Origin of the sequence: Leptospira ainlahdjerensis (genome assembly GCF_016919175.1) — a bacterium.
Lineage (GTDB): Bacteria > Spirochaetota > Leptospiria > Leptospirales > Leptospiraceae > Leptospira > Leptospira ainlahdjerensis.
Genome location: NZ_JAFFPU010000035.1, coordinates 87207 through 112339 on the forward strand (window position 1 = coordinate 87207; position 25133 = coordinate 112339).

At 41.6% G+C, this 25133-nt stretch carries 24 protein-coding genes, 1 tRNA gene and 1 pseudogene; 11 read left to right on the forward strand and 15 right to left on the reverse strand.

Annotated elements, in window-relative coordinates; translation table 11 throughout:
- The first annotated feature begins 45 nt into the window (after positions 1-45).
- From JWG45_RS10270 to JWG45_RS10280, 3 genes are read left to right on the forward strand one after another with little or no spacing between them, the layout of a single operon-like run.
- A complete protein-coding gene (locus JWG45_RS10270) occupies positions 46-681 on the forward strand; it encodes a YfaP family protein (RefSeq protein ID WP_205279740.1) in 636 nt (211 codons plus the stop codon).
- Positions 682-684: 3 nt separating this feature from the next.
- Positions 685-1791, forward strand: coding sequence for a penicillin-binding transpeptidase domain-containing protein (locus JWG45_RS10275; RefSeq protein ID WP_232380628.1), 1107 nt, complete (start codon positions 685-687; stop codon positions 1789-1791).
- Positions 1788-3608, forward strand: coding sequence for a hypothetical protein (locus JWG45_RS10280; protein ID WP_232380629.1), 1821 nt, complete (start codon positions 1788-1790; stop codon positions 3606-3608). The genes JWG45_RS10275 and JWG45_RS10280 overlap by 4 nt, the downstream gene beginning before the upstream one ends.
- A 2-nt stretch (positions 3609-3610) precedes the next feature.
- Here the strand turns inward: JWG45_RS10280 and JWG45_RS10285 are convergent, their stop codons facing one another.
- Genes JWG45_RS10285 through murA form a run of 4 tightly spaced genes read right to left on the reverse strand, consistent with a single transcriptional unit; the run spans position 3611 to position 7473 of the window.
- Positions 3611-4318, reverse strand: coding sequence for a hypothetical protein (locus tag JWG45_RS10285; RefSeq protein ID WP_205279649.1), 708 nt, complete (start codon positions 4316-4318; stop codon positions 3611-3613).
- Complete coding sequence (locus JWG45_RS10290) at positions 4315-5511, reverse strand: SpoIID/LytB domain-containing protein (protein ID WP_205279650.1); 1197 nt, start codon at positions 5509-5511, stop codon at positions 4315-4317. Before JWG45_RS10290 ends, JWG45_RS10285 begins: the two co-directional genes overlap by 4 nt.
- Positions 5512-5515: 4 nt before the next feature.
- A complete protein-coding gene (locus JWG45_RS10295) occupies positions 5516-6178 on the reverse strand; it encodes a 4Fe-4S dicluster domain-containing protein (protein WP_205279651.1) in 663 nt (220 codons plus the stop codon).
- Positions 6175-7473, reverse strand: coding sequence for a UDP-N-acetylglucosamine 1-carboxyvinyltransferase (gene murA, locus JWG45_RS10300; protein ID WP_205279652.1), 1299 nt, complete (start codon positions 7471-7473; stop codon positions 6175-6177). Before murA ends, JWG45_RS10295 begins: the two co-directional genes overlap by 4 nt.
- A gap of 192 nt (positions 7474-7665) precedes the next feature.
- Between murA and JWG45_RS10305 the strand changes: the two genes are divergently transcribed.
- Together JWG45_RS10305 and JWG45_RS10310 are read left to right on the forward strand one after the other, a co-directional pair.
- Entirely contained in the window at positions 7666-9435 is a 1770-nt protein-coding gene (locus JWG45_RS10305) for an apolipoprotein N-acyltransferase (protein ID WP_205279653.1), read from the forward strand.
- A gap of 54 nt (positions 9436-9489) precedes the next feature.
- Positions 9490-9897 carry a ribosomal maturation YjgA family protein gene (locus tag JWG45_RS10310; RefSeq protein WP_205279654.1) on the forward strand — a complete coding sequence of 136 codons (408 nt, stop codon included), beginning with the start codon at positions 9490-9492 and terminating at the stop codon, positions 9895-9897.
- Here the strand turns inward: JWG45_RS10310 and JWG45_RS10315 are convergent.
- Positions 9887-11011: a hypothetical protein gene (locus JWG45_RS10315; protein ID WP_205279655.1), complete on the reverse strand. Its 1125-nt coding sequence runs from the start codon at positions 11009-11011 to the stop codon at positions 9887-9889. The genes JWG45_RS10310 and JWG45_RS10315 overlap by 11 nt on opposite strands.
- Before the next feature lie 44 nt (positions 11012-11055).
- Positions 11056-11463, reverse strand: a complete 408-nt coding sequence (locus tag JWG45_RS10320) for an LIC_13246 family protein (RefSeq protein WP_205279656.1) — start codon at positions 11461-11463, stop codon at positions 11056-11058.
- A 216-nt stretch (positions 11464-11679) separates the two neighbouring features.
- Here JWG45_RS10320 and JWG45_RS10325 point away from each other — a divergent pair, with 216 nt between their 5' ends.
- The 3 genes from JWG45_RS10325 to JWG45_RS22670 all read left to right on the forward strand — a co-directional run bounded on the left by JWG45_RS10325 (position 11680) and on the right by JWG45_RS22670 (position 14239).
- Complete coding sequence (locus JWG45_RS10325; RefSeq protein WP_205279657.1) at positions 11680-12255, forward strand: hypothetical protein; 576 nt, start codon at positions 11680-11682, stop codon at positions 12253-12255.
- A 61-nt stretch (positions 12256-12316) separates the two neighbouring features.
- Positions 12317-13513, forward strand: a complete 1197-nt coding sequence (locus tag JWG45_RS10330; RefSeq protein WP_205279658.1) for an NADP-dependent isocitrate dehydrogenase — start codon at positions 12317-12319, stop codon at positions 13511-13513.
- Positions 13514-13570: 57 nt separating this feature from the next.
- A complete protein-coding gene (locus JWG45_RS22670; protein WP_205279659.1) occupies positions 13571-14239 on the forward strand; it encodes a hypothetical protein in 669 nt (222 codons plus the stop codon).
- Here JWG45_RS22670 and JWG45_RS10340 read toward each other — a convergent pair.
- From JWG45_RS10340 to mazG, 3 genes are read right to left on the reverse strand one after another with little or no spacing between them, the layout of a single operon-like run.
- A complete protein-coding gene (locus tag JWG45_RS10340) occupies positions 14236-15018 on the reverse strand; it encodes a response regulator (RefSeq protein ID WP_205279660.1) in 783 nt (260 codons plus the stop codon). The two genes, JWG45_RS22670 and JWG45_RS10340, sit on opposite strands and share 4 nt — an antisense overlap.
- Entirely contained in the window at positions 15015-15404 is a 390-nt protein-coding gene (locus tag JWG45_RS10345) for an LIC_13241 domain-containing protein (RefSeq protein WP_205279661.1), read from the reverse strand. Before JWG45_RS10345 ends, JWG45_RS10340 begins: the two co-directional genes overlap by 4 nt.
- Positions 15401-16216 carry a nucleoside triphosphate pyrophosphohydrolase gene (gene mazG, locus JWG45_RS10350; RefSeq protein ID WP_205279662.1) on the reverse strand — a complete coding sequence of 272 codons (816 nt, stop codon included), beginning with the start codon at positions 16214-16216 and terminating at the stop codon, positions 15401-15403. The genes JWG45_RS10345 and mazG overlap by 4 nt, the downstream gene beginning before the upstream one ends.
- A gap of 151 nt (positions 16217-16367) precedes the next feature.
- Between mazG and JWG45_RS10355 the strand changes: the two genes are divergently transcribed.
- Positions 16368-16892: a DUF6580 family putative transport protein gene (locus JWG45_RS10355; protein ID WP_205279663.1), complete on the forward strand. Its 525-nt coding sequence runs from the start codon at positions 16368-16370 to the stop codon at positions 16890-16892.
- Positions 16893-16996: 104 nt separating this feature from the next.
- Here JWG45_RS10355 and JWG45_RS10360 read toward each other — a convergent pair whose 3' ends face one another.
- Positions 16997-18265, reverse strand: a complete 1269-nt coding sequence (locus tag JWG45_RS10360) for an LA_2444/LA_4059 family outer membrane protein (RefSeq protein ID WP_205279664.1) — start codon at positions 18263-18265, stop codon at positions 16997-16999.
- A gap of 537 nt (positions 18266-18802) precedes the next feature.
- On the opposite strand from JWG45_RS10360, the gene JWG45_RS10365 reads away from it, so the two are divergent.
- Positions 18803-19357 carry an LOG family protein gene (locus JWG45_RS10365; protein WP_205279665.1) on the forward strand — a complete coding sequence of 185 codons (555 nt, stop codon included), beginning with the start codon at positions 18803-18805 and terminating at the stop codon, positions 19355-19357.
- A gap of 354 nt (positions 19358-19711) precedes the next feature.
- On the opposite strand, the gene JWG45_RS10370 is transcribed toward JWG45_RS10365, so the two are convergent.
- The 4 genes from JWG45_RS10370 to JWG45_RS10385 form a co-directional block, all read right to left on the reverse strand.
- Positions 19712-20728 carry an ankyrin repeat domain-containing protein gene (locus tag JWG45_RS10370; RefSeq protein ID WP_232380630.1) on the reverse strand — a complete coding sequence of 339 codons (1017 nt, stop codon included), beginning with the start codon at positions 20726-20728 and terminating at the stop codon, positions 19712-19714.
- An 83-nt stretch (positions 20729-20811) separates the two neighbouring features.
- Positions 20812-21759, reverse strand: coding sequence for an AEC family transporter (locus JWG45_RS10375; RefSeq protein ID WP_205279666.1), 948 nt, complete (start codon positions 21757-21759; stop codon positions 20812-20814).
- 50 nt (positions 21760-21809) lie between these two features.
- Positions 21810-21881 (reverse strand) — tRNA-Thr (locus tag JWG45_RS10380).
- A 145-nt stretch (positions 21882-22026) separates the two neighbouring features.
- The gene (locus JWG45_RS10385) at positions 22027-22665 is read right to left on the reverse strand and encodes a DUF2889 domain-containing protein (protein WP_205279667.1); all 639 of its coding nucleotides are present in this window, start codon (positions 22663-22665) and stop codon (positions 22027-22029) included.
- 159 nt (positions 22666-22824) lie between these two features.
- On the opposite strand from JWG45_RS10385, the gene JWG45_RS10390 reads away from it, so the two are divergent.
- Positions 22825-23622, forward strand: a complete 798-nt coding sequence (locus JWG45_RS10390; protein ID WP_205279668.1) for an SDR family NAD(P)-dependent oxidoreductase — start codon at positions 22825-22827, stop codon at positions 23620-23622.
- 2 nt (positions 23623-23624) lie between these two features.
- Here JWG45_RS10390 and JWG45_RS10395 read toward each other — a convergent pair.
- Positions 23625-24860: pseudogene (locus JWG45_RS10395) on the reverse strand (formylglycine-generating enzyme family protein); the annotation flags it as partial.
- Positions 24861-25133 lie beyond the last annotated feature (273 nt).

Sequence of the window (25133 nt, forward strand, 5' to 3'; positions counted from 1 at the left end):
AAAAAAACAAAGTCTATTCGAGATTTTGCATTTCTACTTTTGATATTGTTTACCTCCTCCGGCCTATATTCTCAATCGTTGATCGTGGATTCTCCGAACGGAGGATTTACGACTGAACGGATTCAAAAAATTTCAGGCAGTGTGTCCGGATTGACCGAAGACAGAATTACGATCGTACTCAATGGAATACCCCAAACCGTTCCCGTAAGCGGAGGGCGATTCGCTATGAATGCCGTCGTTGCACCGGGAAATAACCTCGTTGAAATCAAAGCGGGAAAAACTTCAGAAAAAATTTCTTTCTTTGCAAAGGTTCCACCGAGGGATATCAAAGTAGTATTGATCTGGGACACACAAACGGACGTGGATCTTTGGGTGATTGATCCGAAAGGTGAAAAGTGTTACTATTCACATCCTTCCACTCAATCCGGCGGCAATTTGGACGTGGACGTGATTGACGGATTCGGCCCGGAAACATTTACGATGGCAAAGGCATTGCCCGGCAATTACTCGGTCCAAGTTCAATACTACGGCTCTTATGATAAACCAATCACTCGGGTCAACGCGTATGTCGTTCTTTATGAAGGAAAATCGAACGAAAAACGACTGCGGTTCCAGTTTGTGATGACCAAATCGCAGCAGGTATATCACCTTGCCAATTTTGAGATCGAACCGGAGAATTGAAACTTGTCTCGATTCTTTTTAAAATCCCTTTTTAAGGGGAGTGTGGTTTATATCCTAATACACATTCAATATTCATTGTATTCTGAAAGTTTGGACGGACGTCGCTTTCAATACCTAGATTCTACGATTCGTGATTTTGAGAATCAAAACTCCGATTCGAAGTCTTCCGTATTGATTCTAGAAACAGATTCCGGTATCGTCCGTTATGTATTTCGTCCGGAGCTGGCGATTGAAAAAAAGTTCGGCGCTGGCTCGCTTTTGAAAACGTTCTCCGCCTTAATCTTTTTAAAATACAAAGGAGAATTCGCATATTCACCTTCGGAGAAAATTCATTGTAAGGGGCGATATTATCCGGAAGACACTATGGAGATCACAAAGGGCGATCTTTCTCGATTTCATCTTCCGGAAGATCAGAATGGAAAGAAATATTTGCGATGTTCTTTGCGAGAAGGTCACGGCAAAGTTGATCTGGAACAAGCCTTGGTTCAATCCTGTAACGTATACTTTTTAAAAAATGCGGGTAAGAATCCTAAGCTCTTCTATTCAAAATTAAGATCCGATTTCGATTTAGCAAATTCCACACAATCCAGATTAAAACCGTACAAGGAAACTCCGGGCAATTTTGAGGAATTCCCGACCGATTTGCGAAGAGCGAGCGCCGCGATCGGAGAAGGCGGTTTTTTACTCAGTCCTCTTAAAGTTTCTCAATTGTACGCGTCCCTCTGGTCCTCGGGGCCGAGACTTTCACCATCATGGGAAACTTCAGAGAAAAGAATTCAGGTTAGTGAAAATCCTTTTTCGAATCGCGATATCCATTTCGTTTTGCACGCCTTATCCTCGGTGCCTAAAATCGGAACTCTCAAGGAACTTAAAACTTTCAACGATCCTGAGATAGAAATACTGGGAGCAAAAACCGGAACCGGGACGATCTACACAAAAAAATATGAAACTCACGGTTGGATTACTTTGTATTTTAAGATAAAAAGAAAAAATTATCTGATGACTGCTTTTGTGGAAAAAGGCTCGGGAAGTAGACAAGCACAACGTTTGGTTTTAAAAATCCTGAACGAGATCGGAAAACAAGACAACCTCTCTTGGAGAAAAGAATGAAGGAAAAAATAAAAATCTGGATTGAAAGATCGAATGCCTTTTTAGATAAGACGAAGAAAAAAGCAAATGAAAACTGGGAACGTTTTATTCCGATTTTCAATGAGAAGATTTGGAAAGATCCAAAAAGACGTTACTCCTTTTTATTGATTCTTGCGCTTACTTTTTCGGCTCTTTTTTACGTTCTACTAAGGGATAAGTATTCCTTCGATTCTTCCATCGACGATCCGGCGCTTTTAATTCCGGATAACGCGAGTTTGGCGATTCAGATTTTTCGTCCGGAAGAATTGATAAACGACATTTCAAAAACCGAAATCGGTAAAAAACTATCCGAGGACGGAACGTTTCGGAAAACATTAACTCTTCCGGAACTGAGAAAAATCAGTTCCATTCTTTATCTTTTGGAAGCAAAGGCGGGAGTGTTGACGGAGCCGAGTCGACTGGCGAGTCTTTTTGACGGACCCTTGACGACCGCGTTCTTGCAAAAAAAAGATTGGATCGTAGTAGGAAAGGCCAGCATCAAATCCAAGTTGGGAGTGAGCCTATTGACCTTGTTTCAAGGGGAAAGGATCGCAAAAACGGAAACTGAACCCAAGAATACAAACGCGAAACCGCAGAATGAATCGGAATCCGATTCCGAAAATAGCGCTCAGACTCACAGCGCCGACGATTTTACGGATCAGTTCACCGTTGGATCCGAAAAGTTCGGAAACTTGGAAATGTATCGCTATGATTTTGGACATGAGATCGTTTATATTACGGTTATCGGAAATTTTATATTGATCACGAATTCAAAGGAAACCTTGGATCTTTCGCTCGGCCTTGCTTCTTCGAAAAATAATTCATCCCTTGGAAATCTAAAAGGATTTAGCCGATTAAGAGAGTCCGCACAAAAGAAAGAAAACAAACTTCTTCTCTTTGCGGGTAAGAATTCTTTTTTAACTCCTCTTTTAAAGCCGAGTTTTGGAAATTCGGGAATGGGACTTTTGCTCGGTTGGAAGGAATACGGATCGTTAGAAGGGGAAGTTTACAGACTCGGCGGCGAACAATCGGAAACCGTTTCCAATCCGATTGCGCCGAGTCTTTCCAAAATTCTTCCCAAGGACCTTACTGCTGCGTTTTATTCCGAGACGCTCAAGCCGGTTGAAGTCTGGAAAACGTTAAGCGAATTGGACGGGGAATGGGAGAATTTCTCCAAAGGTTTCGAACGATTCAGCGAGAGCGCCGGTATCAATCCGAAGAATTATTTTCAAGAATCAAGGGGGATCGCTCTTTCCTTTCATGGATTGGATCTGAAGAACGGTATGATTTATCCTAGATTCGGAATTTCCTTTTCATCCGAAATAAAAGAGGATCGAATTTTAAAGTCGATTTTTAAAGTCGGAGCAAAATCGAAACAAAACTTTCAGAAAGTGGAATTCTCCACTTTTGCCCTAAAACAAGGAGGTTATTATTCTCCATCCTCGGTACAATGGGACGACTGGTCTTTTTTCGGTTCCGATAGAAAAAGTGCGGAAGAAACGATATCGACAAAGAACGGGAACAAACCGAACCAGACGGATTTATTCTCTTCGGGAATGTTCGAAAATCACGGTTCTTATCCTCATCATATCAGCATTTATATTCCAAATTTATTAAACGATTTGAAGAGATTTTATTTATACGGTGCGAGTGAAAATTTGGAATATACCTCGAAAACGATCGAAAGGGACATTCAGCCGATTTTTGATAAGATGAAATCGTTCTCCCACTTTTCAATGTCTTTTGGAAACGGAAAGGCGGGGGAAGTTTGGGGTAAAATAAAAGTAAAGTCCGAGTAGGTTTATTCGGATTTTAAGAATTTCGAATACAGAATTTTCCATTCCTTTTCGTGGACTTGTTCTTCCAGAAAATTCCGAAAACGAATTTCCCCTTGATCTTGTAAAATCCAGTTTCCCCAAGACGCGAGGAGTTTGTATTTTCGGAGTTCGTCCTCCTTTTTTGACGATTTGTTCGAGTGTATTTTTTTGAATTGGTCCCATGATTTGGGAAAATTCAGGAATTTTTTAGGAACGACGGTGTTGGTCGGATACAAAGCTTCACAATGGGATTCTTCGATCCATTTCAAATTTTCATTTTTCAAATGTGGAGAAAGAAAATGACAAATCTCATGTCGTATCGACGGAATTAAAATATTCCTTTTGTTTAATGTATTCGGATTTTGAAAAAAAAATCGATTCGTCTCCGGGACAAAATGGGCTGCGACAAAGGAAGGTTGTCCGCTCGTTTTTGAGAAAGTTTTGGAAGTTTCGAAAATAAAAACGGTGGCTTCCGAAGGTCTTTTGAGATTGAGCCGTTCTGATTCTTTAGATAATTCTAATATGAACTGATCCGCAAAGTTTTGAACGATTTTGTTCGTATATTCCGGAACGTAAATATTTCGATCGTTTATGAAATAAAATTCATAACTTTCGATTTGATAACGGATCGGTTCCGAAAAAATCGGGAGAAGACAAAACGAATAAAATAAAAAACAAACGAACCTTTTCAAAATCTCTCCAATTTCGCTTTTGGAAAATAAAATTTTAGAATCTCTGAAGACTTGGCCCCCTGAAACGCCATTTCCCGTGCTCCGTATTGACAAAGCCCGATTCCGTGTCCGAATCCTTTCCCTTGGATCAAAAATCCATTCTGCGAATTCCGAATTCTAAAATCGTTGCTTTTGATTTGATTCCAGCCGGATCGTTTCCCTATCTTTGAAAGAAACGATGAGATAGGAATTGTGGACTTTCCCTTTTCAGAGGTCGCTATAATTTCGGTGACCCTTGATTCTTTTAGAATCGGCTGAAGAAGAGTTATCTTTTTTAATTCAAGAGTTTCTTCGAGTTCGTTTTGGCGGAGGAAACTTTCCCAATTGGAATGAGGTGAGGATTCACATAGAATTTCATCCTTCTTCCAGATATCTTTTCCGGAACGAAACGCGGCTTCTTCGTTCTTAAAATTTTTCCACATGACGGAAGGACGGGAAAGATTTCCACCGCAGGAGGAATGAAAGAACGCCTCGAGGATTTTTCCGTTTACATCCTTCAAAGCGAAATTTGCGGAAGAATTTTTTTGATCTTTTGTAGCCGGCCCTAAACGGCCGGAATACTGAAGACAGTGCGTCAGATCACAAAGATCGTAACCTTCGGATTTGTGACGATTTGTATTGGCTAACGCATAAGAAAGAACCACGGTCTCGGCTACGAATTTGAACTCTTTTTTCCAATCCTGGGCGGTTTCGGTTCCATTCGGGGGATTCGCGTTAAACAACATCCCGAATTCCGATTCCGCTGCCGTTTTTGTATATTCGTTTTTTGGAATGGATAAAATCAGGCGCAGTTTTCCATTGACGGAGGTGATTTCTAAATCGCCCGAATAATGAAATATATCCTTCCGATCGGGTAAGGATATTTCGTAGTTCCCGTTTAAAAAACCGATCAATTCTTCCGTAAATTTTTTATATTCGGATCGGACTTCGATTTGATTTCCCTTCGATTTCAAGTGCAGTGCGGATATGTTTTTTGAGATGGAATGATCACCCGCGAATATCTTAGCGTTCGAGTAGCTGATTTTAATTTCGTACGGAGAATACTTTGTTAGAATTCCGACTCGAATTTTGGAAGGAATCGATTCCGTAAAAGTAGGTTTCGTCGAAAGTAAAAAACAGGAAAGAATACAGAAAAACCGGATTCTCAAAATCATAAAATTATTGAATTCGGATCGCTCTTGGAAAGGTAGGACACGCGGAAACACATTGACCACAACCCGTGCATGCTTTGGAAAAGGAGGGTTTGATTCCTTTAAAATTGACCACACCTTCGACCGGGCATGCGTCTTTACAATTGGAACAAGTCGCTTCCCCCGTTTTGTGATTGAGACAAAATTCAAAAATTCCTTTTGCTTGTCCGAATTTAGGGGCATTTTTTAACGGAAGGAGAGCTTCGTCTTTGCAGGCGCTGATACAAGGCCAATCTTTACAAAGCATACAGGCATTTAAGTTTACGTCCATTCTTGGAAAGTGTTTTTCGGACCTTTCGTCGAAGACGGGAAACAAAACGCTATAAGGACACGCGTATATACAATCTCCACAACCTGTGCACTTTTTTAAGAACTTGGTTTCGTCTAACGCACCGGGAGGCGATTGTATGTTTCTAATTTTTTTCTTTTGAGTCGATTTTACTTGATGAGGAAGTATGAAAGAGGTTTCCTTTTTGGGATTCTTCTTTGTTTTTTTCTTCGGAGCCGGCTGATGCCGGTTGGGATCCTCGGATGTGATTTCTTTAAAACCGGAAGCGAGATCCGCAGCGCTCTCTTGAGCGAGGTCCAGCATTCTTGCTAGACCCTTTTTAAAAAAATCCTTTCGGTTCAATCTTCTCTAACTCGTTCTATTCTCGCGCCTAACGTGCGCAGGCGGGTGTCGATGTTTTCAAAACCGCGGTCGATCTGGCCGATATTGTGAATGTAACTCGTTCCTTCGGCGCACAATGCTGCGATGATCATCGCCATACCGGCGCGAATATCGGGACTCGCCACCTTTTGTCCATAAAGTCGGGAATGTCCGATCACGATGGCCCTGTGCGGATCACAGAGTATGATCTGAGCGCCCATCGCGATGATATTATCCACGAAAAATAGTCTTGATTCGAACATTTTTTCATGAATCAAAACGGTTCCCTTGCACTGCGTTGCCGTCACGAGCGCGACCGAGGTCATATCCGCCGGAAAACCCGGCCATGGAGAATCGTCTATCTTCGGAGTTGCCCCGTGATAATCGGGAATGATTTCCATTTTTTGATCCGCTGGCACTAAGATTCCGTTTTCATGAGGACGCACTTCGATTCCGAGACGGGAATAAACCATTCTTATCATTCGAATGTCTTCGAGTTCCACGTCGCGGATCATAAGTTCTCCTCCGGTGACGGCCGCTAAACTGATAAAGGAACCGACTTCCAAATAATCGGACCCGATCTTATGATCTTTTTGAGGCGCCTTTAAAGAAGTGACACCTTCGATCGTGAGAATGTTGGAACCGATTCCGGATATTTTCGCTCCCGCAGAATTTAAAAATTCACAGAGTCGTTGTACGTGAGGTTCGCTCGCGGCGTGTCTCAGAATTGTCGTTCCTTCGGCAAAGACCGCCGCCATTACCGCATTCTCAGTTCCCGTTACGGATGCTTCGTCCATTAGTATGTCGGTTCCCCGAAGTCGATCCGCTTTGATTTCGTATCCGTCGGGAAACACTTCGATGCTCGCGCCTAATGCTTGTAACGCGAGAAGATGAGTGTCCAATCTTCTTCTACCGATCTTGTCTCCTCCGGGTTTGGGAAGAAACACACGGCCGGTCATCGCGAGAATCGGACCGGCTAACGTAACCGCTCCTCGGATACGGGAACAGAGTTCTTCTGGAAGCTGGTTTTTTAGTTTTCCGTCGTGTTTGAAGATAAAAGTGCCCGGTTCTTCTTCCGTAATTTCCATTCCAAGATGACGGAGCACTTCCATGAGCATAAGAACGTCTGAGATCATCGGAATATTGGTGATTCGAATCGTCCCCGGAACCATACAAACCGCTCCCAAAAGAGGGAGGGCCTCATTTTTATTTCCCTGTGGAACCACAGTTCCATGAAGAGGGGTCTTTCCAATGATCTTAAAATACGAAGAACTCATAATGATAAACTGTAGAATCCGATCTTTCTGGCAATCGAATTGTAAGCCCTTGTTATTTTTGAATCACCTGTGAAATAGTTTGAGAATTAGAACGGTTTCGTTTGAAACGATCGCATTCTATATTTTCCGATCGGCAATTCTCGATGAATTCTGTTGACTTCCCGCTCTAAAAAGGAGATGAACGTTTTATCCATGGACAATTTACACCATCGTTTTCAGCAATTCCAGAAGACAGTCTGGTTCAACCTTTTCTGTTATTTTTGGACAGGACTTTTTTCTTTCTTAGCATTTGCTCCCGTTTCTCTGAGTCACTTTGTTTGGATCGCTCCCTTTGGGCTTTTTTGGCTGAGCTTAAAATATCAGGGAAAGTATAAGAAATTATTCTATCAGGGTTTGATCATCGGAGTGGTTTTTTACGCCATTTCCTTTCACTGGATCGTTCACATGGCTATTACGTTTGGGAACTTCCCTTTCGTGATCGCGCTCCTTATTCTTTTGTTCGCGGGGCTTCTATTTAGTTTAAAGTTTCCGCTTTTTATGATGAGCTTTTCCTTTCTTTCCGGAAAAATAGGACGTCATTCCGTTTGGGTCGCGGGATTTTGCGGTCTCCTTTCCGAATTGATCGGTCCTCAGTTGTTTCCTTGGTATTGGGGAAATCTTGCGGCAGGAAATATCTTACTGGCTCAAAACGTGGAGATCACGGGTGCTTACGGACTGAGCTTTCTTGTTTTTGTAGTTTCTTATACTCTCTTTCAATCCAATCCATGGCATTGGAAAGAAATTCTTAACTCCGTTGAAAAGAGAAAACAATACTTTCGTTTTGTCGCGTTACCCGCGCTTCTTCTATTGAGTTTCGCGGTTTCCGGAACCGTCCTTTATAAAAAATGGGAAAACGTAAAACCTTCTAAATCGATCCGTGTTCTTGTCATTCAACCCGACGCACCTCTGAGTTTTCGCGATGGAAGAGAAGTAAAAGAATCCATCGAAGCGCTTATGGCTCGGATCGAAAAACTTGCGGAAGAAGGTGTCGCAAAAATGGGAACCAAACCGGATCTGATCGTTCTTCCGGAGGCGGGAGTTCCATTTTTCTCGGCTCACAACACCACGGTGACAACGGTTGCTAGAAGATTATATTGGCACCGTTTCGATTCTTTGATGTTTCTTCTTGCGAATAAATACAAGGCCAACGTATTTTTTAACGAGATCGACGCGGGTTATAAAGGAACTCCGGGTGCAAGAAATTTACGATATTACAATAACAACGTCCTTTATGATCCTAACGGAGATCGAAGGGATTCTTACCAGAAAAAATTTCTCCTTATGTTCGGGGAATATATGCCTTTTGATTTTCTTTACGATTTGAGTCAACAGACAGGACGATTCGAACCCGGTCTAAATCATAATTTGATTCGGTATTACACCCCCGCCGATAAGGAAAAATCTCCGAAAGGTCTTCATCTCGGATGGTTGGATACGGAAAATCTAAATCACGAAGCCGTCCGCTCTTACTATGAACCCGCCAAGACGGACGTACAAGAGTCGGGAAAATTTCTTCCTTTGATTTGTTACGAAGTGATTCTTCCGGAGTTTGTGAGAGAATTTAGAACCGCCGGGAATCCGGAGTTCATAGTCAATCTTACCAATGACAAATGGTATGGAACGACGACCGAAAGTGATCAACACATGGAACTCGGAAGACTTCGTTCGATCGAGTTACGCAGATGGATGGTGCGATCGACTAACTCCGGTATTTCGGCTAACATCGATCATCTAGGTCGATTGGTCGGAGGTAAGAAGACCGGTCTGATGACCGCTGAATCGATTTCGGAAACGATCGACGTAATCGATTCTCCGCCTACGTTTTATACCCAGTACGGAAATTTGATTCCCTGGTTGATGCTTTTTCTGACCGGAATCTACTACTTGAACCTTTTGATCGGAATTCGTAAAGGAAAGAAGTGATAAACGAATCGTTCGAAAACTTTTCTTAATTTCTTAAACTTAGGAAAAATACCGATGAAACGGAGACTGATCTACGCAGGATTATTATTCTTCTTTTTAAGTCTCTGTTTTGTCATCGTCCAATTCTTCGATTCCAATCGTTTGATCCGCGGCTTTCTGGGCGATTTGATCATAGTAATGGTTCTTTATAGTTTTTTTAAATCCATCGCGGACTTTGATCCCGTAAAACTATCGATTTCTATCATTCTATTTTCATTTGTTTTAGAAACGCTTCAATACTTTAAGATCGTTCGACTTTTAGGATTTCAAGAAAATTATCTAACCAGAATTATTTTTGGATCCGTATTCGACCCATTGGATCTGCTCGCATATTTGATCGGCGTGTTCTTAATTTTTTGTATCGATACACGGATCCTTCTAAAATTCCTAAAAAAACAAACTCCAAGCCATCTTACGGATTGATGAGATAATAAGATAGTATTCCGTGAAAGGTTTCAGTCGATCCTTGGGGAAGATTTTTTCCGGGACAAGTTATACTCAGATCCGACAAAGAATAGATCTGGTAGGGTTTGGCGAAAAATAGACGAATGAAAAAACGAAGCACGGAAGAAATATTAGAAAGGACATTGATGCTTCCCACGGAATTTTTTCTTACGATTTCCGCCGAACATCCTTCGTCAAAATAAATCTTTTCGTGCTTCGGAAGATCGTATCCGGAAAAGGGTTCCTTCTCCGTTTCCAGAACCTCGAACTTCGTGATTTTACCGGAAAGAATGTTTTTACCGTGTGGATCGAGAAGCGCCACGGTTCTAAAATAACCGCCCGGAAAAGAATCGTTTCCCAAAAAGCCGCCCGTATAAAAACGAAAGTCTTTTGAATTGATCGAACGGAGTAGCTCCCATCTTCGACTGTATTTGTAAACTTCGTAATTTGTGAGGAGATGTTCCAATCCTCCGACTCCGGAAAGTTCCTTTTTTTTTCCGTCTTGAATCAAATATCCCCAAGCGGATTGAAAGGAATAGGCGATGTCGGCCTGTACAAATCTATTCGGATCTTTTACGGGATATTTTCCTCCGGAAAGAGAAACTCCCTGTTTGAGACCGGATTTAAAGGATAAGAAGAATTTAATATCTTCAGTTTCTTGCTGAATTTCGATTCCTTCGGAATTCAACTCCATCCGATTGTTTTCTATCTTCAGATCGAACTTCCCCTTTTCCGCGGTGAGTTCTTTTCCGGAAAATTCTTTCGTGATGAATTTTGTTTCTTCTCCCAGAGTATGAATGACCAAACTGATTCCGCAGTTCTTCGTTCCCGGTCCGAGGTTGCTCACCAAAAAAGTAGCGTAGATAAAGGTTTTATCGTCGGTGAAAGAATAATTCCAAGCTTCGAAATAACCTTCTTGAGCATAGGGTTGAAAAGAATAGTCTTTGAGACCTGCCTTTTTGAGAAATGCAATCTCTTCCGCTTTTGGAGAATCGATCCAAAAAATGCAACTTGCAAAAAGTAAAAGCGCTATGGACTTACGACGAGACAGAATTCTTAAAAAAACTTTTCCCAAGCGAGGTTGTTCCGACATGCGGAAGATCCTTAATCCTGGGAAAAAATTGATCAAGCAGAAACTTATTTGCTGAAGATTTTCGTTTCTTCTTCGTCGGCAAAAACACAATCTTTTTCGAAAAGATCCGAAATGCAGACAATGTCAAAAACCGGATGTGTTTTCGTGCCTTCGTTTAAAAAACGATCTCTTTCTTCCTGGATTCCGTCGATGTGAATCCAAGATTCGTATTTTTCGTTGGCCTTTATATAGATGAGAAAGTCGTGTTCCCCCAAACGTTTAAAGAATGCTTCGAAATTCTTAAAACCGTCCTTTTCCAATTGGATTCTCAGTTTTTGAGAATTGCTCAGTTTGGGGTAAGGGGTCTTTGCAACGTAGAATTGATTTAAGACCGAGACGATGTTTGCAAACTCGTCTTTTCGGCCGATCAATTTCTTCCATTCTCCTCGATCTAAATCGATTGTTTCTTTCATTTTTTTTTACCTCTTCGAAAGAAACGGTTCCATGAACTTTCAGAACGGAGTTTCCAATCCGATTTTTTCTAAAAAAAGGCGTAAAAAAGTGAAAAGATGGATTCGAAAAGGGAATCGAATCATCTTACCCAAAGTTTTGGTCAACGGCTTCGGGAAAGTGCGCTGTTAATAAATCTTGCTAAAAAAGCGAAAATCAAAATAGTATCATTCAGAACTATGGAATCCGATCTGCTGGGAATATTTTGGACAGAAAAAATCAAACTGACTCAATATATTATTCAGACCACGAAACATTACAGTTCCAACCAACTTGATTTTTCGGTGACTCCGAGGGAGTCGATCCGCTCCTTCCTGCAAGCTATGGTAGCGGGGGACTTTTTTTTGAGAGTTTCCCTTCCAATTTCCATCGGGATCAGTTCTATTCTTCCCATCGCTAGACAATCCGAGGAAGACATCGAAAAAGATTTGGTGCGTTTTCGGGATCAGTTCGGATCTCCGGCCCTTCCGATTCATTTAAAGGATGTGATCACTCAGAGTGCGGAAGAGCTTTTTTTCGAAGACTGCAATCCGGAATTGAAACCTCTCTTTTTGCGCTGGAAAAGAATTTTGATCCGTCTGGAAAAAACGATTCGGGGTTTAAGCGCCAAAGATAGTCTTAAGTATCGTTACATTTCTGTGATCGGGATTGTCTCTCTTCCCGTGGCGATCAATTATTTTGAAATGCAGAACCTTGCTTGGCTCAGAAACGGTATTATGAAAATCACGGAAAATCCAAAATTTCCTTCTCAGTAGAACTTTAAAACAAAATCATATTCTACTATAGCATCATCGCAAAATTTTAAAGGAGAATTCAATGGCAAAGATAAAGGTAAAAACCCCGCTCGTAGAGCTTGATGGGGACGAGATGACTCGAATCATCTGGAAAGAAATTAAGGATAGATTCATTCATCCTTATCTCGATATCGAACTGGACTATTATGATTTAGGCGTGGAATACAGAGACAAGACGGAAGACAAAGTTACAGTGGACTCCGCCCATGCGATTCAAAAATACGGAGTCGGTGTAAAATGTGCAACCATCACTCCGAACCAAGACAGAGTCAAAGAATACAATCTCAAACAAGAATGGAAATCGCCTAACGGAACGATTCGTTCGATTTTGGACGGAACCGTTTTCCGTAAACCGATCATCGTAAATAATATTCCTCCCGCAGTTCGTTCTTGGAAAAAACCGATCACGGTCGGTCGTCACGCATTCGGAGATCTTTATAAGGATACCGAACTCTACATTCCCGAAGCCGGAAAGGTAGAATTGGTTTATACCGGAAAAGACGGAAAGGAAAAACAAAGAGCCTTGGTTCACGACTTCGACGGAGCCGGTGTAATCATGGGTCAGTTTAACTTGGATAAATCGATCGTAAGTTTTGCTCAGGCTTGTTTCAACTATGCGATTTCCGAAAAGATCGATCTTTGGTTTGCGACAAAAGACACCATTTCTAAAAAGTATCACGCAAGATTCCGCGCCATTTTCGACGAACTCGCAAAAGCAAAAGCGGGGGATCTCAAGAAGGCGGGTATCGAATATTCTTATTATCTCATCGACGACGCTGTAGCGCAGATCATGAAGAACGAAGGTGGAATGCTCTGGGCGCTTATGAATTACGACGGAGACGTGATGAGCGACATGGTCGCCTCCGGTTTCGGATCTTTGGGCTTGATGACCTCCGTATTGGTTTCTCCGGACGGCAAATTTGAATACGAAGCAGCACATGGAACGGTGACAAGACACTACCGTAAATATCAGCAAGGGGAAACGACTTCCACAAACTCCGTTGCGTCTATCTTCGCATGGACCGGAGCTCTGATCAAAAGAGGCGAATTGGACGGAACTCCGGACGTGGTCGCTTTCGGACAGAAACTGGAAAAAGCGGTTATCGATACGATTCAAGGTGGAGAAATGACTAAAGATCTAACTCTCCTTTGCACCGATCCGAACGCAAAGTCTTTGGATACCTTTCAGTTTATGGAAGCGATTCAGAAAAAACTTTAATATGATTTGAATTCGAGTTCCCGACCAAACTTTGGTCGGGGATTCTTATCAAGACTTATGAAACTCAAAAACCTTCTCCGAAAATCAAAAGAATTTCGAAGAATCAAATGGTTCGTGGTTTTGATCTTCCTCGTTTTCTCATTCTCTCTTTTTTCTCAAAAAAATCCCAAAGAACCGACCTTACCATCCGAACCGACGATCAACGGAGATTCCCGTAATTCGAGAGGGGAAGCTGGAAAACAAAGCGGGAGCGGAGTCGATGAGAAGGGCGAAAAAAAAATCAAAGTGATCTTTTGCGACGGAAGGGAAGTCGATGGCTATTGGAAAAACGCACCGAACGAATTTAAGTTCAAACACAAAAAAAGCAATATCACTTATTCCAAAGCGCTCAAGCTGGAAGAAGTTTCCAAAATTAAAATTGTTACCTGGAAGTTAAAGGCTTCCAATCCTAGAAAAGAAGGAACTCCGTATCGAGCCGAACCGTATCAGATTCAGATGTTTTCGTTTTCGGGAGAATCTTTTTTGAAAGAACCTCTGGAAACCGGAGAGATTCAACAGATTTCGTTTAACAATCAATTCGGGGACGCGACTTTGTTTTTTTATTGGAACGATCTTCAATACGAAAACGGACAGTGGTTTTCCGGTTTAAAATCCTTTTCGGGAGAATTTAGATCGGACTGTCATCCGGACGTGATCCGTGAGATTCAGTTTCCGGCAGTAAATTAGTTTTTTTGAATATATTCTAAGATACTTCTTTCGGAATACGGTTTGTGAAGTATCCTTACGTTTATCGGAAGTTTTGACCTGCTGATTCCTTCGTTTTCTTCCAGCCCAGTGATAACCGCGATCGGAACCGAATCAAAACGATTTTGTTTTCTGATAGCTTCGACAAATTCTTCCCCTGAAAAATCGGGCATAATCCAATCTGTGAAGATATGTGAAATTTCGAAATCGGAGGACAAAAGAAATTCCAACGCTTTTTTTCCTTCCGTAAACGCTTGAACTTGAAACCCGTTCTTTTTCAAAATTTTTCCGAGTAAAAGAAGATTGAGTTCGGAGTCGTCCACGATGACGATCTTTTTATGGTGGTTAGGATGTAACTGATTCGAATCCTCTTTACCGTAAGCAAGTTCTATAATTTCTTCGATGACTGCCTTAAATTCTTCGATTCCTAAAGGTTTTGGATAGATTCCGTCAAAACCGAATTCTTTCGCTTTGTCTCGATTGGATTCGATGTCGCCCGATGTAATGAGATAAATTTTAGAATTTTTGCAAGCGCTCGATTTTTTATCGCGAAAACTTGTTCGAATGATTTTGCAAACGTTAAAACCGTCTGCATCCGGAAGAATCATTCCGATTGTGATAAGATCGAAAGATTCCTGAAACGCAAGATCCAATCCCTCTTTTGCAGTCGCCGCTTCGACGATTTGAAAATCCTCGGAAGGAAAAAAGGAAGATATGATTCTCCTAACGGTGGCCCCGGAATCTAAAACCAAAACTTTCAAATAGGATTCTCACCTGAATTGATTTCAGAAATTCCAGATTCGTAAATTTGAATATAACGAATCAGTTCATCTACGATTTCTTCGGGGCTCTCCAAAAATTCTCCGCTTGGTTTTGTCCAAGAAAGGGAATTCGAAGGGTTTGTATCCAAGCTGAGATAATAAATCGGAGAAGCGCCGGGTAAGGATTTTATATCGGAAGGCATCAGAGTAAAAGAACCAAAGATGGAGAATATGGCTTTGTATCGTTTTCCGTGATAGGACGTCTGATAGGCTCGGGGCCACTCCCCGGAATCCGATTTTGATTCTAAGGGAAAAGACTCATTCAAAAAGGAAATGAGTTCCTCCGTTTTTTTTACCTTATTTTCGAATGAACCTGTTTCACTCATGATTCTAATTCTTTGGCCTTGTCCCAGAGCCGATCCATTTCTTGTAGGTTGGAATCGGCCGGTGTCTTTCCTTCATTTTGAAGAGACTCTTCAATGTATTGAAATCTTGTCTTGAATTTTGCATTCGTTCTTGTAAGAGCTGATTCGGCGGAGATTCCAAGATGTCTTCCTAAGTTTACCAGACTGAATAGAAGATCTCCAAATTCTTCTTCGATACGAACTTGATTGGATCCGTCTGCCTTCGTCTTACCGTATTCAACTAAGAACTCTTCCATTTCCTCTCTGACTTTTCCTTCCACGTCTGAAATATCTTTCCAATCGAATCCAACCTTAGCCGCTTTCTTTTGATACTTTTCTGCTTTTAAGAGAGAGGAGAAATTTTCCGGAATGTTAGAAAAAATAGACGAGTAACTTGACTGCTTCTTTTCCTTATCTTTGATTTTTTCCCAATTTTCGATCACCTCCTGAGAAGAAGAAAGTGTGAGCTCTTCCGGACGAAAGACATGAGGATGTCTGAAAATTAACTTATCCGCTACACGTTCCGCAACGTCTGCTAAATCAAAGGCATTTCTTTCTTCGGCGAGTCTTGCGTGGAATACTACCTGAAATAAAAGATCTCCCAATTCTTCCTTTAGAAGTTCGTCGTTTTTTTTGAGGATAGCTTCGATTACCTCCTGAGATTCTTCGATCAGATAAGGAACGAGGGTTTGGTGATCTTGCTCCTTGTCCCAGGGACATCCATTTTCACCCCGTAAAGTGGCCGTTACGTCCCTAAGTTTGCTGATTTCTTCGTGAAGCGATTTGATTGGCATAATGGTCCTCTAAAATGACGAAAGGCGAATGGTTCCATTTTTTTCAAAGGAGCGCAAATCGCACGTCTTTTCGGGCGCTTTGGCTCGGGATTGGATTGACGGGAACCGCAAAAAACGAGTATAGTAATAAAAAATACTTTCTAGGCGCTCTATGATACGTTCAAAAAGTCTTATCGTTCTTTCACTCATTCTGATCGCGGTTGCCAGTCGCTATTTTCCACACCCGGCTAATTTTACGCCAATTCTCGCGATTTCTCTTTTTGCGGGGGCTCATTTTGCTTCCAAAAAATTATCTCTGATTCTTCCCATCCTCGCTCTGTTAATAAGCGATTTGATCATTGGGTTTCATGATCTGATGCCGGTCGTTTACGGAATGTCCTTATTGCTTGTTGTTATGGGTTGGCAGTTGCGCGCTTCTTTGTCCGTTGGAAGAATCGCTCTTTCTTCCGTAATCGGATCTGTAGCCTTCTTTGCGGTAACAAACTTTTTCGTTTGGCTGACTTCGGGAATGTATACTTTGGATCTAAGCGGGTTTGTCCAATGTTACATTATGGCGATTCCGTTCTTTCCAAACGGTTTGTTGGGAGATCTTTTTTATACTTCGGTTCTTTTCGGGGCGTTCGCGCTCATTGAAAAAGCCGGTTGGTTGAAACTGGCTCCTGTTCCCGTGAAATAAATTCGGATTCTTATCAGAATTTGAATTCGGTGCAGTTCGGAGTTCCGACGTCGATCTGCACTGAAAATTTTTCCTTTTTCGATCTTAGAATTCTCCAATCCTTTTTACAAGATCAAAGAAACCCCCAAATAAAATCCGTAATAAGAATCTACGACCTCTTTTTCCAGGGCCGGTCTTGTAGATGTCAAGTCCGCCGGTTTCGTGATCGTATTCAAAGCGGTGGAGCTGATTAAGTCTGGAATTAAAAGAGAAGCGTTGTAGTTGTAGCCGGAAACTGAAGATCTCATCTCCGTGTATTGAAAACCGAATGTAAACTTTAACCAGCTCGTTCTAGAAAAAGAAAGCCCCGTGTCCAATTGATAGCCTGTTCTTTTCACAAGATTTTCCCCGGCTGACCCCGCGGTTTCGGTCACGAGAAAATTCTGAACTCCGTTATAATTTGTCGTTCCGTTGGTTTTAAGATGATATTTTCCCAATGTTTTAAAGTAGTCTGCGCTTGCGTGAAACTGAAAATACGAATTCAGTTTTTTTACGATTCGAAATCCGATCTGTGGTCCGAGCCCCCCCGCTTTTTCCTCCATGTTTCCAAAACCTGAACCACCCGGAAGATTTCCGTATTCTTTCGAATACGTATCCAAATTTCGAATTCCCAAAGAAGGTCCAATTCTGGTTCCGGAACCGGTTTCAAAAAAATAGAGAAGATTGAGTTGGATGTCTGTTCTTCTCAATTGTGGTCCGTAAATGCTATAGGATTGGTTTAAGTTTCCGGAGGTTGGATTGATATTGATCGATGAAAAAGTGGGATTGATTCTCAGATCTAAGAAAGTCGCTTCCACGCCGAACTTTTTGGATTCGGTTAAGAATAAAAAACGTATAGGGTAAGCGGTCTTCGTATTTCCCTGAGGGCTCGAATAGAAACTTCCGGTGTTATTGATGAGATGTGCGTCAAAACCTCCTACGGCGGCCGCTGAATTAATGCTTCGGTATGTCCCCGAAGTAAAAAGAAAAGAATTGGTTTCGTTTGCGGAAACGTTTTGTCTTCTTGCTAACGATTCCGGAACCCAAGTCGCCTGATTAAAAAGGACTCCGATTTCGAATGTGGCCCCTTTGGGGGCTTTGTTGAGCTCTTGTTCGTGGAGCGTATTTCTTAATTCGGCGGCTTCCGTTCTTTTTCTTTGAATTTCTAAAATCAGCCTCTGTCTTGTCACAGGATCCTGAACTCTTCCGGTTTTTGCTTCGAGTTCATCCGCTTCCTTGTCCAATTGGTCAGGACTTAGGGGAGGCGTTTTGGCTTGAGCGAGAATTCCCGACGAAAGGGAAACGAACAGAAGGAATAAAATAAAAGTTGTTAGGCTTTGCGTTTGGTTCTTCATATATTTTTCGAGTGTGAATTAGATAAGACGATAGAATTCGAAATTCAAACATTTTTTTCCTAAAAGACGAAAAAGAAAAACACTACAAAATTCTTCTTCGTACAATAAAGAAATAGAATGACCTTAGAGATGGACCGAATTTCCCAAAGGTTTTTTTTAGCTTTCTCTATAGGCTTTGGATGAGCGCTCCGATTTTTCGCCTAGCTGGACGTTTTGATGGATAAGAGTCTCTCCTATTTTTATCGACCTTTGGAGGATCTTAGGAATCATTCCAAATTTTAAATCGGAAGTTACGGATTTAAAATCTAAGGTTTCTCTTCGGTGATTTTTATATTTTAAAATTTTATCTTTTATACCGGTAAATTTGAAACTTCATAAAATCAAAAAAATTACCGATGCGTGGAAGGAAGTTTAAAATTAGAATTTTTCCGTATGGAAGTCGCGTCCTTTGGTTCCGCTCACTGAAAACGGAAATAAAAATAAAAAATGAATTCGAATTCTTAAAAGTCTTATGCAATAGAATAAAAAAGAGAGAGTATGAATTTTACCAAGTCAGCAGTTTGTGTTTTTTGCGGTTCCCGAAACGGTAACAATCCCGTTTATTCAAAAGTCGCTCGGGAGTTAGGGGCCTTGCTCGTACAGAAGAATCTGGATCTGGTCTATGGGGGCGCGTCTTGCGGACTTATGGGAACGATCGCGGATGCGGTGATGGACAATGGAGGATCGGTTTCCGGAATTATTCCCGACTTTCTAACGTTAAAAGAAATCAAACACGATCGTGTAAAAGATATCATGATCGTATCTTCGATGCACGAAAGAAAGTTTAGAATGTATGAGAGGTCCGCCGGTTTTATCGCGCTCCCCGGAGGAATTGGAACGTTGGACGAACTCGTGGAAATCACGACTTGGAATCAGCTCAAACTCATCAGAAAACCTTTGGGTTTATTGAATACGGAAGGTTATTTCGATCATCTTCTCAAACAACTGGATAGAATGGTCAAAGACGGTTTTATGGATTCCACTACAAAAGAAGCTTTGATCGTTTCGGAAAATCCCTCCGAACTTTTGGATTTATTGATAAAGAAGTTTTGAGAATTCCTATCTCTGAAAAAAGAAATTCTCTTAAAACCAACGGAACGTAGGAACTCCCATAAGAATGAAACTGGAGAGGTTTTTTACAAAAGCCATTTATCTCTAAAGATACATTATCCGTGGGAACTCTAACTTTTTATCACCAGCCACCTTGAATATTGTAAGCGGTTTCTTTTTAGGTTGAAATGGAAGATTTTAATTTTTGGGAATTTTCAAAACGGAAAATTTTTTTTCAATACTTTTACAGCGGCCGAAGTTGAAATCTTTTTGCAAAAAGGATTTTAGCACCAATTTAGATCTAACAAAATGTTTTCGATCTATGAGGAATCGGAATTTCCTTCCGGGAAACAAAACTTATTCTTTCTCGGGTTCCGGTTCCAGAATTAGAAGCAGTTCTTTATTTTCCGATTCTCTGGCAAGATCCAAAGTCGACTTCCCGTCTAAATTTTTTAAAAATGGGGATGCGTTTTCGCCGAACAGGAATTTGACGATTCCGATCCTTTCGTTCATTACGGCGATATGAAGCGGGGTATTTCCTTCTAGGTCGATCGAGTTCGGAGAAATTTCAAGGCCGAGAATCGTTTTACAAAGATTTTCGTCTCCGACTTTTGCGGCTTCGAAAAGTCTTTCCACAAGAATCTTTTTGAGAATTTTTACGGCGTGGTGGTATTTCTGTCTTTCGGCTTCTTCCAAACCGGTTTTTCCGGAAGTATTTACTTTCAAAGGATCGGCCCCGATTTTTAGAAGCCTTTCGAGACATTCTACGCTATCGTGAGAAGCTGCGAGTAAAAGGGCAGTGTTTCCGTCCGCATCACGATTTTCTAAAATGGATTTGCTTTCCTCTTTTTCCAAAAATAAATCCAAGATTTCAAAATCATTGTGAAGAGAAGTGAGATGAAGAATGGTCCTTCCTTCCGAATTCTTCTTTAAAAAATCGGCGTTCTGATTCAAAAGATATTCTACGATCGAAAGATGTCCGAGATCGACCGCAAGCAACAACGGGGAATATCCTTCTCCGTTTCTTTCTTCCAAGTCCGGACGCGGTTCTTCGTTTTCATAAACCAATTCTACGATCTCTACGTTCCCCGTACTCACTGCCTTAGTAAGAGGCGTGTTACCTGCAAAATCTTTCTTACCACAATCGGCGCCGGCTTCCAAAAACGTTCTTATCAAGTCTTCGTTTCCAAGATCCAGAGATATGAGTAAAGGGGTTTCACCACGAGAGTTTGCTTCGTCCGGATCGGCGCCCGCTTTCAAAAGAATTTCGATCGCTTCCAAGTCTAAATTTTTCACCGCCCAGGAAAGAACTCCGGAACCGTAGTTATCCCTATAATCTTTCAACCAATCGATAAGAATTTGTTCTCCTTCCATTTCTGAAAGAAGTCTTTTGATTTCTTCATTCTTTCCGGTTTTGACTGCGGAAAAAAGGTCGATTAGAGATTCAGAAAAATCACTCAGAAAAAATTCTCCAAAAAAGAGTAAAATAAAAACAAAGTCGGAATGGAAAACAAAAGTCCGATTCCCGGAAATGCGGCAGAAAGTACCGGTCTAAATCCCATCTGAAGGGCTACAACCGAAGCTGTAATCATCGGCGCCATTCCCGCTTCCAAAACAGCAATCCTTATATGTTTCGGGTTTACTTTCAGAAAAAAATAGCAAAGGAATATTAAAATCGGCGCAAAAAGCAATTTATAAATCAGTCCGGTCAAAAGAGCGGTTCCAAAGGAAGATTCCGATTCCTTTTCTTGGGAATCAGGATCCGAAAACCGAAGCTGAAACCCGACCGTAAATAAGGCAATTGGGACCAATGTTTCTCCTAAAGTTTTAAACACGGAATGGATCGCTTCCGGGATTGTGAAAAGTCTTAGGAAAAACGAAAAAAGTAAAGCAAGAAACGGAGGGAAAGTAAAGAGTCTCTTCAAAATGGACTCGAAGAGCTTTGGATCATTTTTCTTTTTATTTTCGGGAAGATATCTTACCGCTAAAAGAAAACCGGGGATTGCAAGACAAAGAAAGGTTCCGAATTGGTCCGCGATCAGGACTGCGCTCGTGACTTCTTCTCCGTAGAACATTCTGAGCACCGGAAGTCCGACAAAGGATGTGTTTCCTAGTCCGCAACAAAGAGTAACTGAGATCCTAGTCTCGGAAGTCCAATGGAAGAATCGACCGGCGAAATAAAAAAATACGATGGAAATTCCGAACACCAGCCAAGGCATCAACGCTAAATAGATAAAAGAAAATTCCAAAAGTATGGACGGAACGTTCGCTAAGATGAGGGAGGGAAGCGAAACATAAATCACAAAACTTCCTAAAACCTGGGCCGAGTTCTCCGGAAGAATTCCGCTGCGTTTGAGAAGCCAACCGGCAAAAATGCAAATCGGAATTAGAATTAAATGGGCCATCCGTTGGACACAGTGAAGATCGGAAAGGATAGGGCAAGAGTTTTAGAAATAGCCCGCTGCCGGAATTGAACCGGCGACCTTTTCATTACGAGGGAAATGCTCTACCCCTGAGCTAAGCGGGCGGACTGATTCCATTCGAAAAAAGAAGAATCCTCGCTACAATCTCCCGAACAACAGGGTTCGGTGTTTGTTTTACAAAGGCTGCATTGTCCATGTCCGTGGACATACACTACTTCGGAGATTTGAAGGCAAACCGGACATACTCTCTTAAGGTCCATCTTTTCTCGACTTCTTGAATTCTTTTACCATCATTGCAGTGATGCTGTCAAGATGTTTCACTTGTTCTTTGAGTTCCGGTTTTTCGTGACGAGAAGAAAACGAATAACAGGAATTTTTGACTCCTCTGTCTTTCATCCACCAGTGCCGTCCGATTTCCCTTCTTTCTCGAGCGGGAAGATCACCTTCATACATTTTATATTCGTCGAATTGTGCCGGAAAGTTTCTTTCTTTTAAATAGAAAGCGTATGCGGAATGGAAATTCATCGCGGCATTCTGAATCAATTCGTTGATATGAAGACAACCCAACGTTTTATCCGCGGGAAAACGATTCATGAGTTTCGAATAGGACATTTCTTCGCCGACTAAATAATCATAATTTCGGATCGCCACGGGACAGGTTTCGTAAGGAACCCTTTTTTCCTCCACTCCGGATTTTTTGATTTTCATCGTAGTTAGGTCCACTTCGAGATAAAGTGTCATATCGTGATACGGATCATACTGATTTACTTCTATCACGCAGAAGGGAGGCGATTCTTCCGGAAACCAATAGTATCGGCTTTCATAGTTTCTCTGAAAATCCGTGTTTCTAAAACGAATTCTGTCTTTGATTTCCTGCAGCATATTCATACTAACCTCGCAATATTCGAAAGAATCCTTTCTAACAAAAGTATGCCCTAAATTCTTATTGGTTCATCTTTTTAAAACAGTCGATTCCCTAAAGAATTTTTTAGACTTATTTTCATTTGCTTTTTTTATCTTTTCTGGTATCTTCAGTCCGGCTTAGATATGACTTCCTTCTTTTTAGAAAAATCATTTATGGTGACGGGAGCCAGTTCCGGAATCGGAAAGGCGCTCGTCTTGGAACTCAACAAAAGGGGCGCCATCGTCGGCGCTCTTGCTCGGAGAAAGGAACTTTTAAAAGAACTAAAAAACGAAGCTGCTTATCCGGAAAAAATCATTCCTCTTCCAGGTGACGTCTCGGATTCTTCTCAGCTTAAAAAAATCACGGAAGATTTTAGGAAAAGAGTTCGGCGAATCGACGGAATCGTTCATAGCGCAGGCATTAGTATGCGGGCGCTCGCAAGAGAAACCGAGATAAAAGTTTATGAAAGTCTAATGGACGTAAACTTTTATCCTCTGGTTCATCTTTTCAAACTTTGCGAAGCGGAGCTTAGGCAGAATCAGGGGCATTTTGTGGCGGTCTCTTCGCTACAAGGGAGATTTTCCACACAATATCGTTCCGGTTACGCGGCTAGTAAACACGCAGTTCAGGCGTTTATGGACAGCGTTCGTCTAGAAACTTTCGAGAGCGGAATACACGTTATGACGGTTTCTCCGGGATACGTCAAAACTGATATTTCCGTGAAAGCGTTGTCTTCAAACGGATCTGCCTATGGGATTATGGATGAAGGAATTAAGAACGGGCTTTCCACCGAAGTTGTCGCGAATCAAATTTTGAAAGCGATTGAATTGGGAAAAAGGGATTGTTATCCTTCGCAATTTCGAGAGTTGTTTGCCCTTTGGGTGAGCAGATTCTCACCCTCATTGTTAGATAAACTTTTGAGAAGGGTTAGAGTGACTTAACTTTATCTTCCGGAAAGATCCCAGACAAGACGGATGCCGGCCCTACGATCCGTTTTCAAATTCGGAATTCCGCCAAAAGATCTATGATATGTTGTGGATTCTTCCTTTGTGGAAGCAAAGGAACCGCCGCGAATCACTTTGTGCATTTTTCCAAACGCGTTTCTTTTGATAGAATGTCCTTTGTAGGGAAGGTAATCCGAACTTGTCCATTCGGCGGCGTTTCCACACATCCCGATTGCTCCGTATGGGCTTGCCGATTTTTTTGCGAGTTCATAAACTCCGATTGTATCCATTCGTTTGCTTTCGATCGTATTGCAGAGAACAGGATCAAAATCGTTTCCGAAAGGATATTCTAAAGGATTGGGATTGAAAGAATAGGATTCGTCGCGGTTGATCATCCAAGTGATTCCCGTTCCCCTTGCGGCCTTTTCCCATTCCATCTCCGTGGGTAAACGTTTTCCGGACCAGCGTGCGTAAGCTTCGGCTTCCCTATATGTAAGACCGATTACGGGATGATGTTCCTTTCCGGAAGGATAGGTTCCGTTCGGCCAGTGCGGAGGAGTGGGATTGTTAGTTTCCTTTAAGAATTTTGAATATTCTTGATTTGTAACTTCATACTTATCGATGTAAAACGAAGAGACGTCTTGTAAATTCCCACGATCCGGTTTAAAATAGAATGGGTTATAACTGTCTTCAGATGCGTCGTTTCCTTGTCCATGAAGGAAAAATCCCATGGATTCGTAAAACAATTCTCCGTTTTGTTCGTATCCGCCTGAAACGAGAACCATTTCCTTTCCATCTTTCGGATGTCTGAGTTGTTTTGTCGGTCTGGTTCTTCTTCTTTCATCCGTAAAAAAAGCTCCCGGTTCCACGTAGGCGACTTCTTGTTTGTAGTCTTGGATAAACGTTCCCGCCGTAAGAAGATTTTCCGGAATACCCGCGTTTGCGGTAAAGGATCCGAAAAGTTCTACCTCGTTCGCTTTTCTTCCTCGAGAAGTCGATTGATAAGCGACGGAGATTTGTCTAATTGAGAACGAACCGATCTCCTTTTCAGGATTGGTCTGTAAAACCGGATACTCGGTTCTTCGGGCGAGAATGGCTTTGATTTCTTCCTCTTCCTTTCCGTAAAAAACGGATCCTCTTCGAATTCGAATTTTTACTTTACCCTTTCCTCGATAGACGGCTTCCACTTCTCCTTTCCAAAAAGGAACCATTCTTAAGTTGAGGGACTGGTCTTCTTGGTCTTGGGAAAAGAGTCCGGTCGATTCCGTCCCGATCCAAAAAATGAAGAGAAGGATGAGAAATTTTGAAAATATAAGAAGTCGTGGCCGGATCATATTCTTGAATCGTTTGTGAAAGATTGGGATTCTTCTTAAATCTTCGGCAACAATCGTTTGCTTCAAAGGAGAATTTTAATACGAATATGAATTTCGGGGATTTCATATTCTGAAAGGTGTTTTGAGATTTTGAGAGGATTTTCGATTTAGAACTTTTCCTGAAACCTTTAAAAA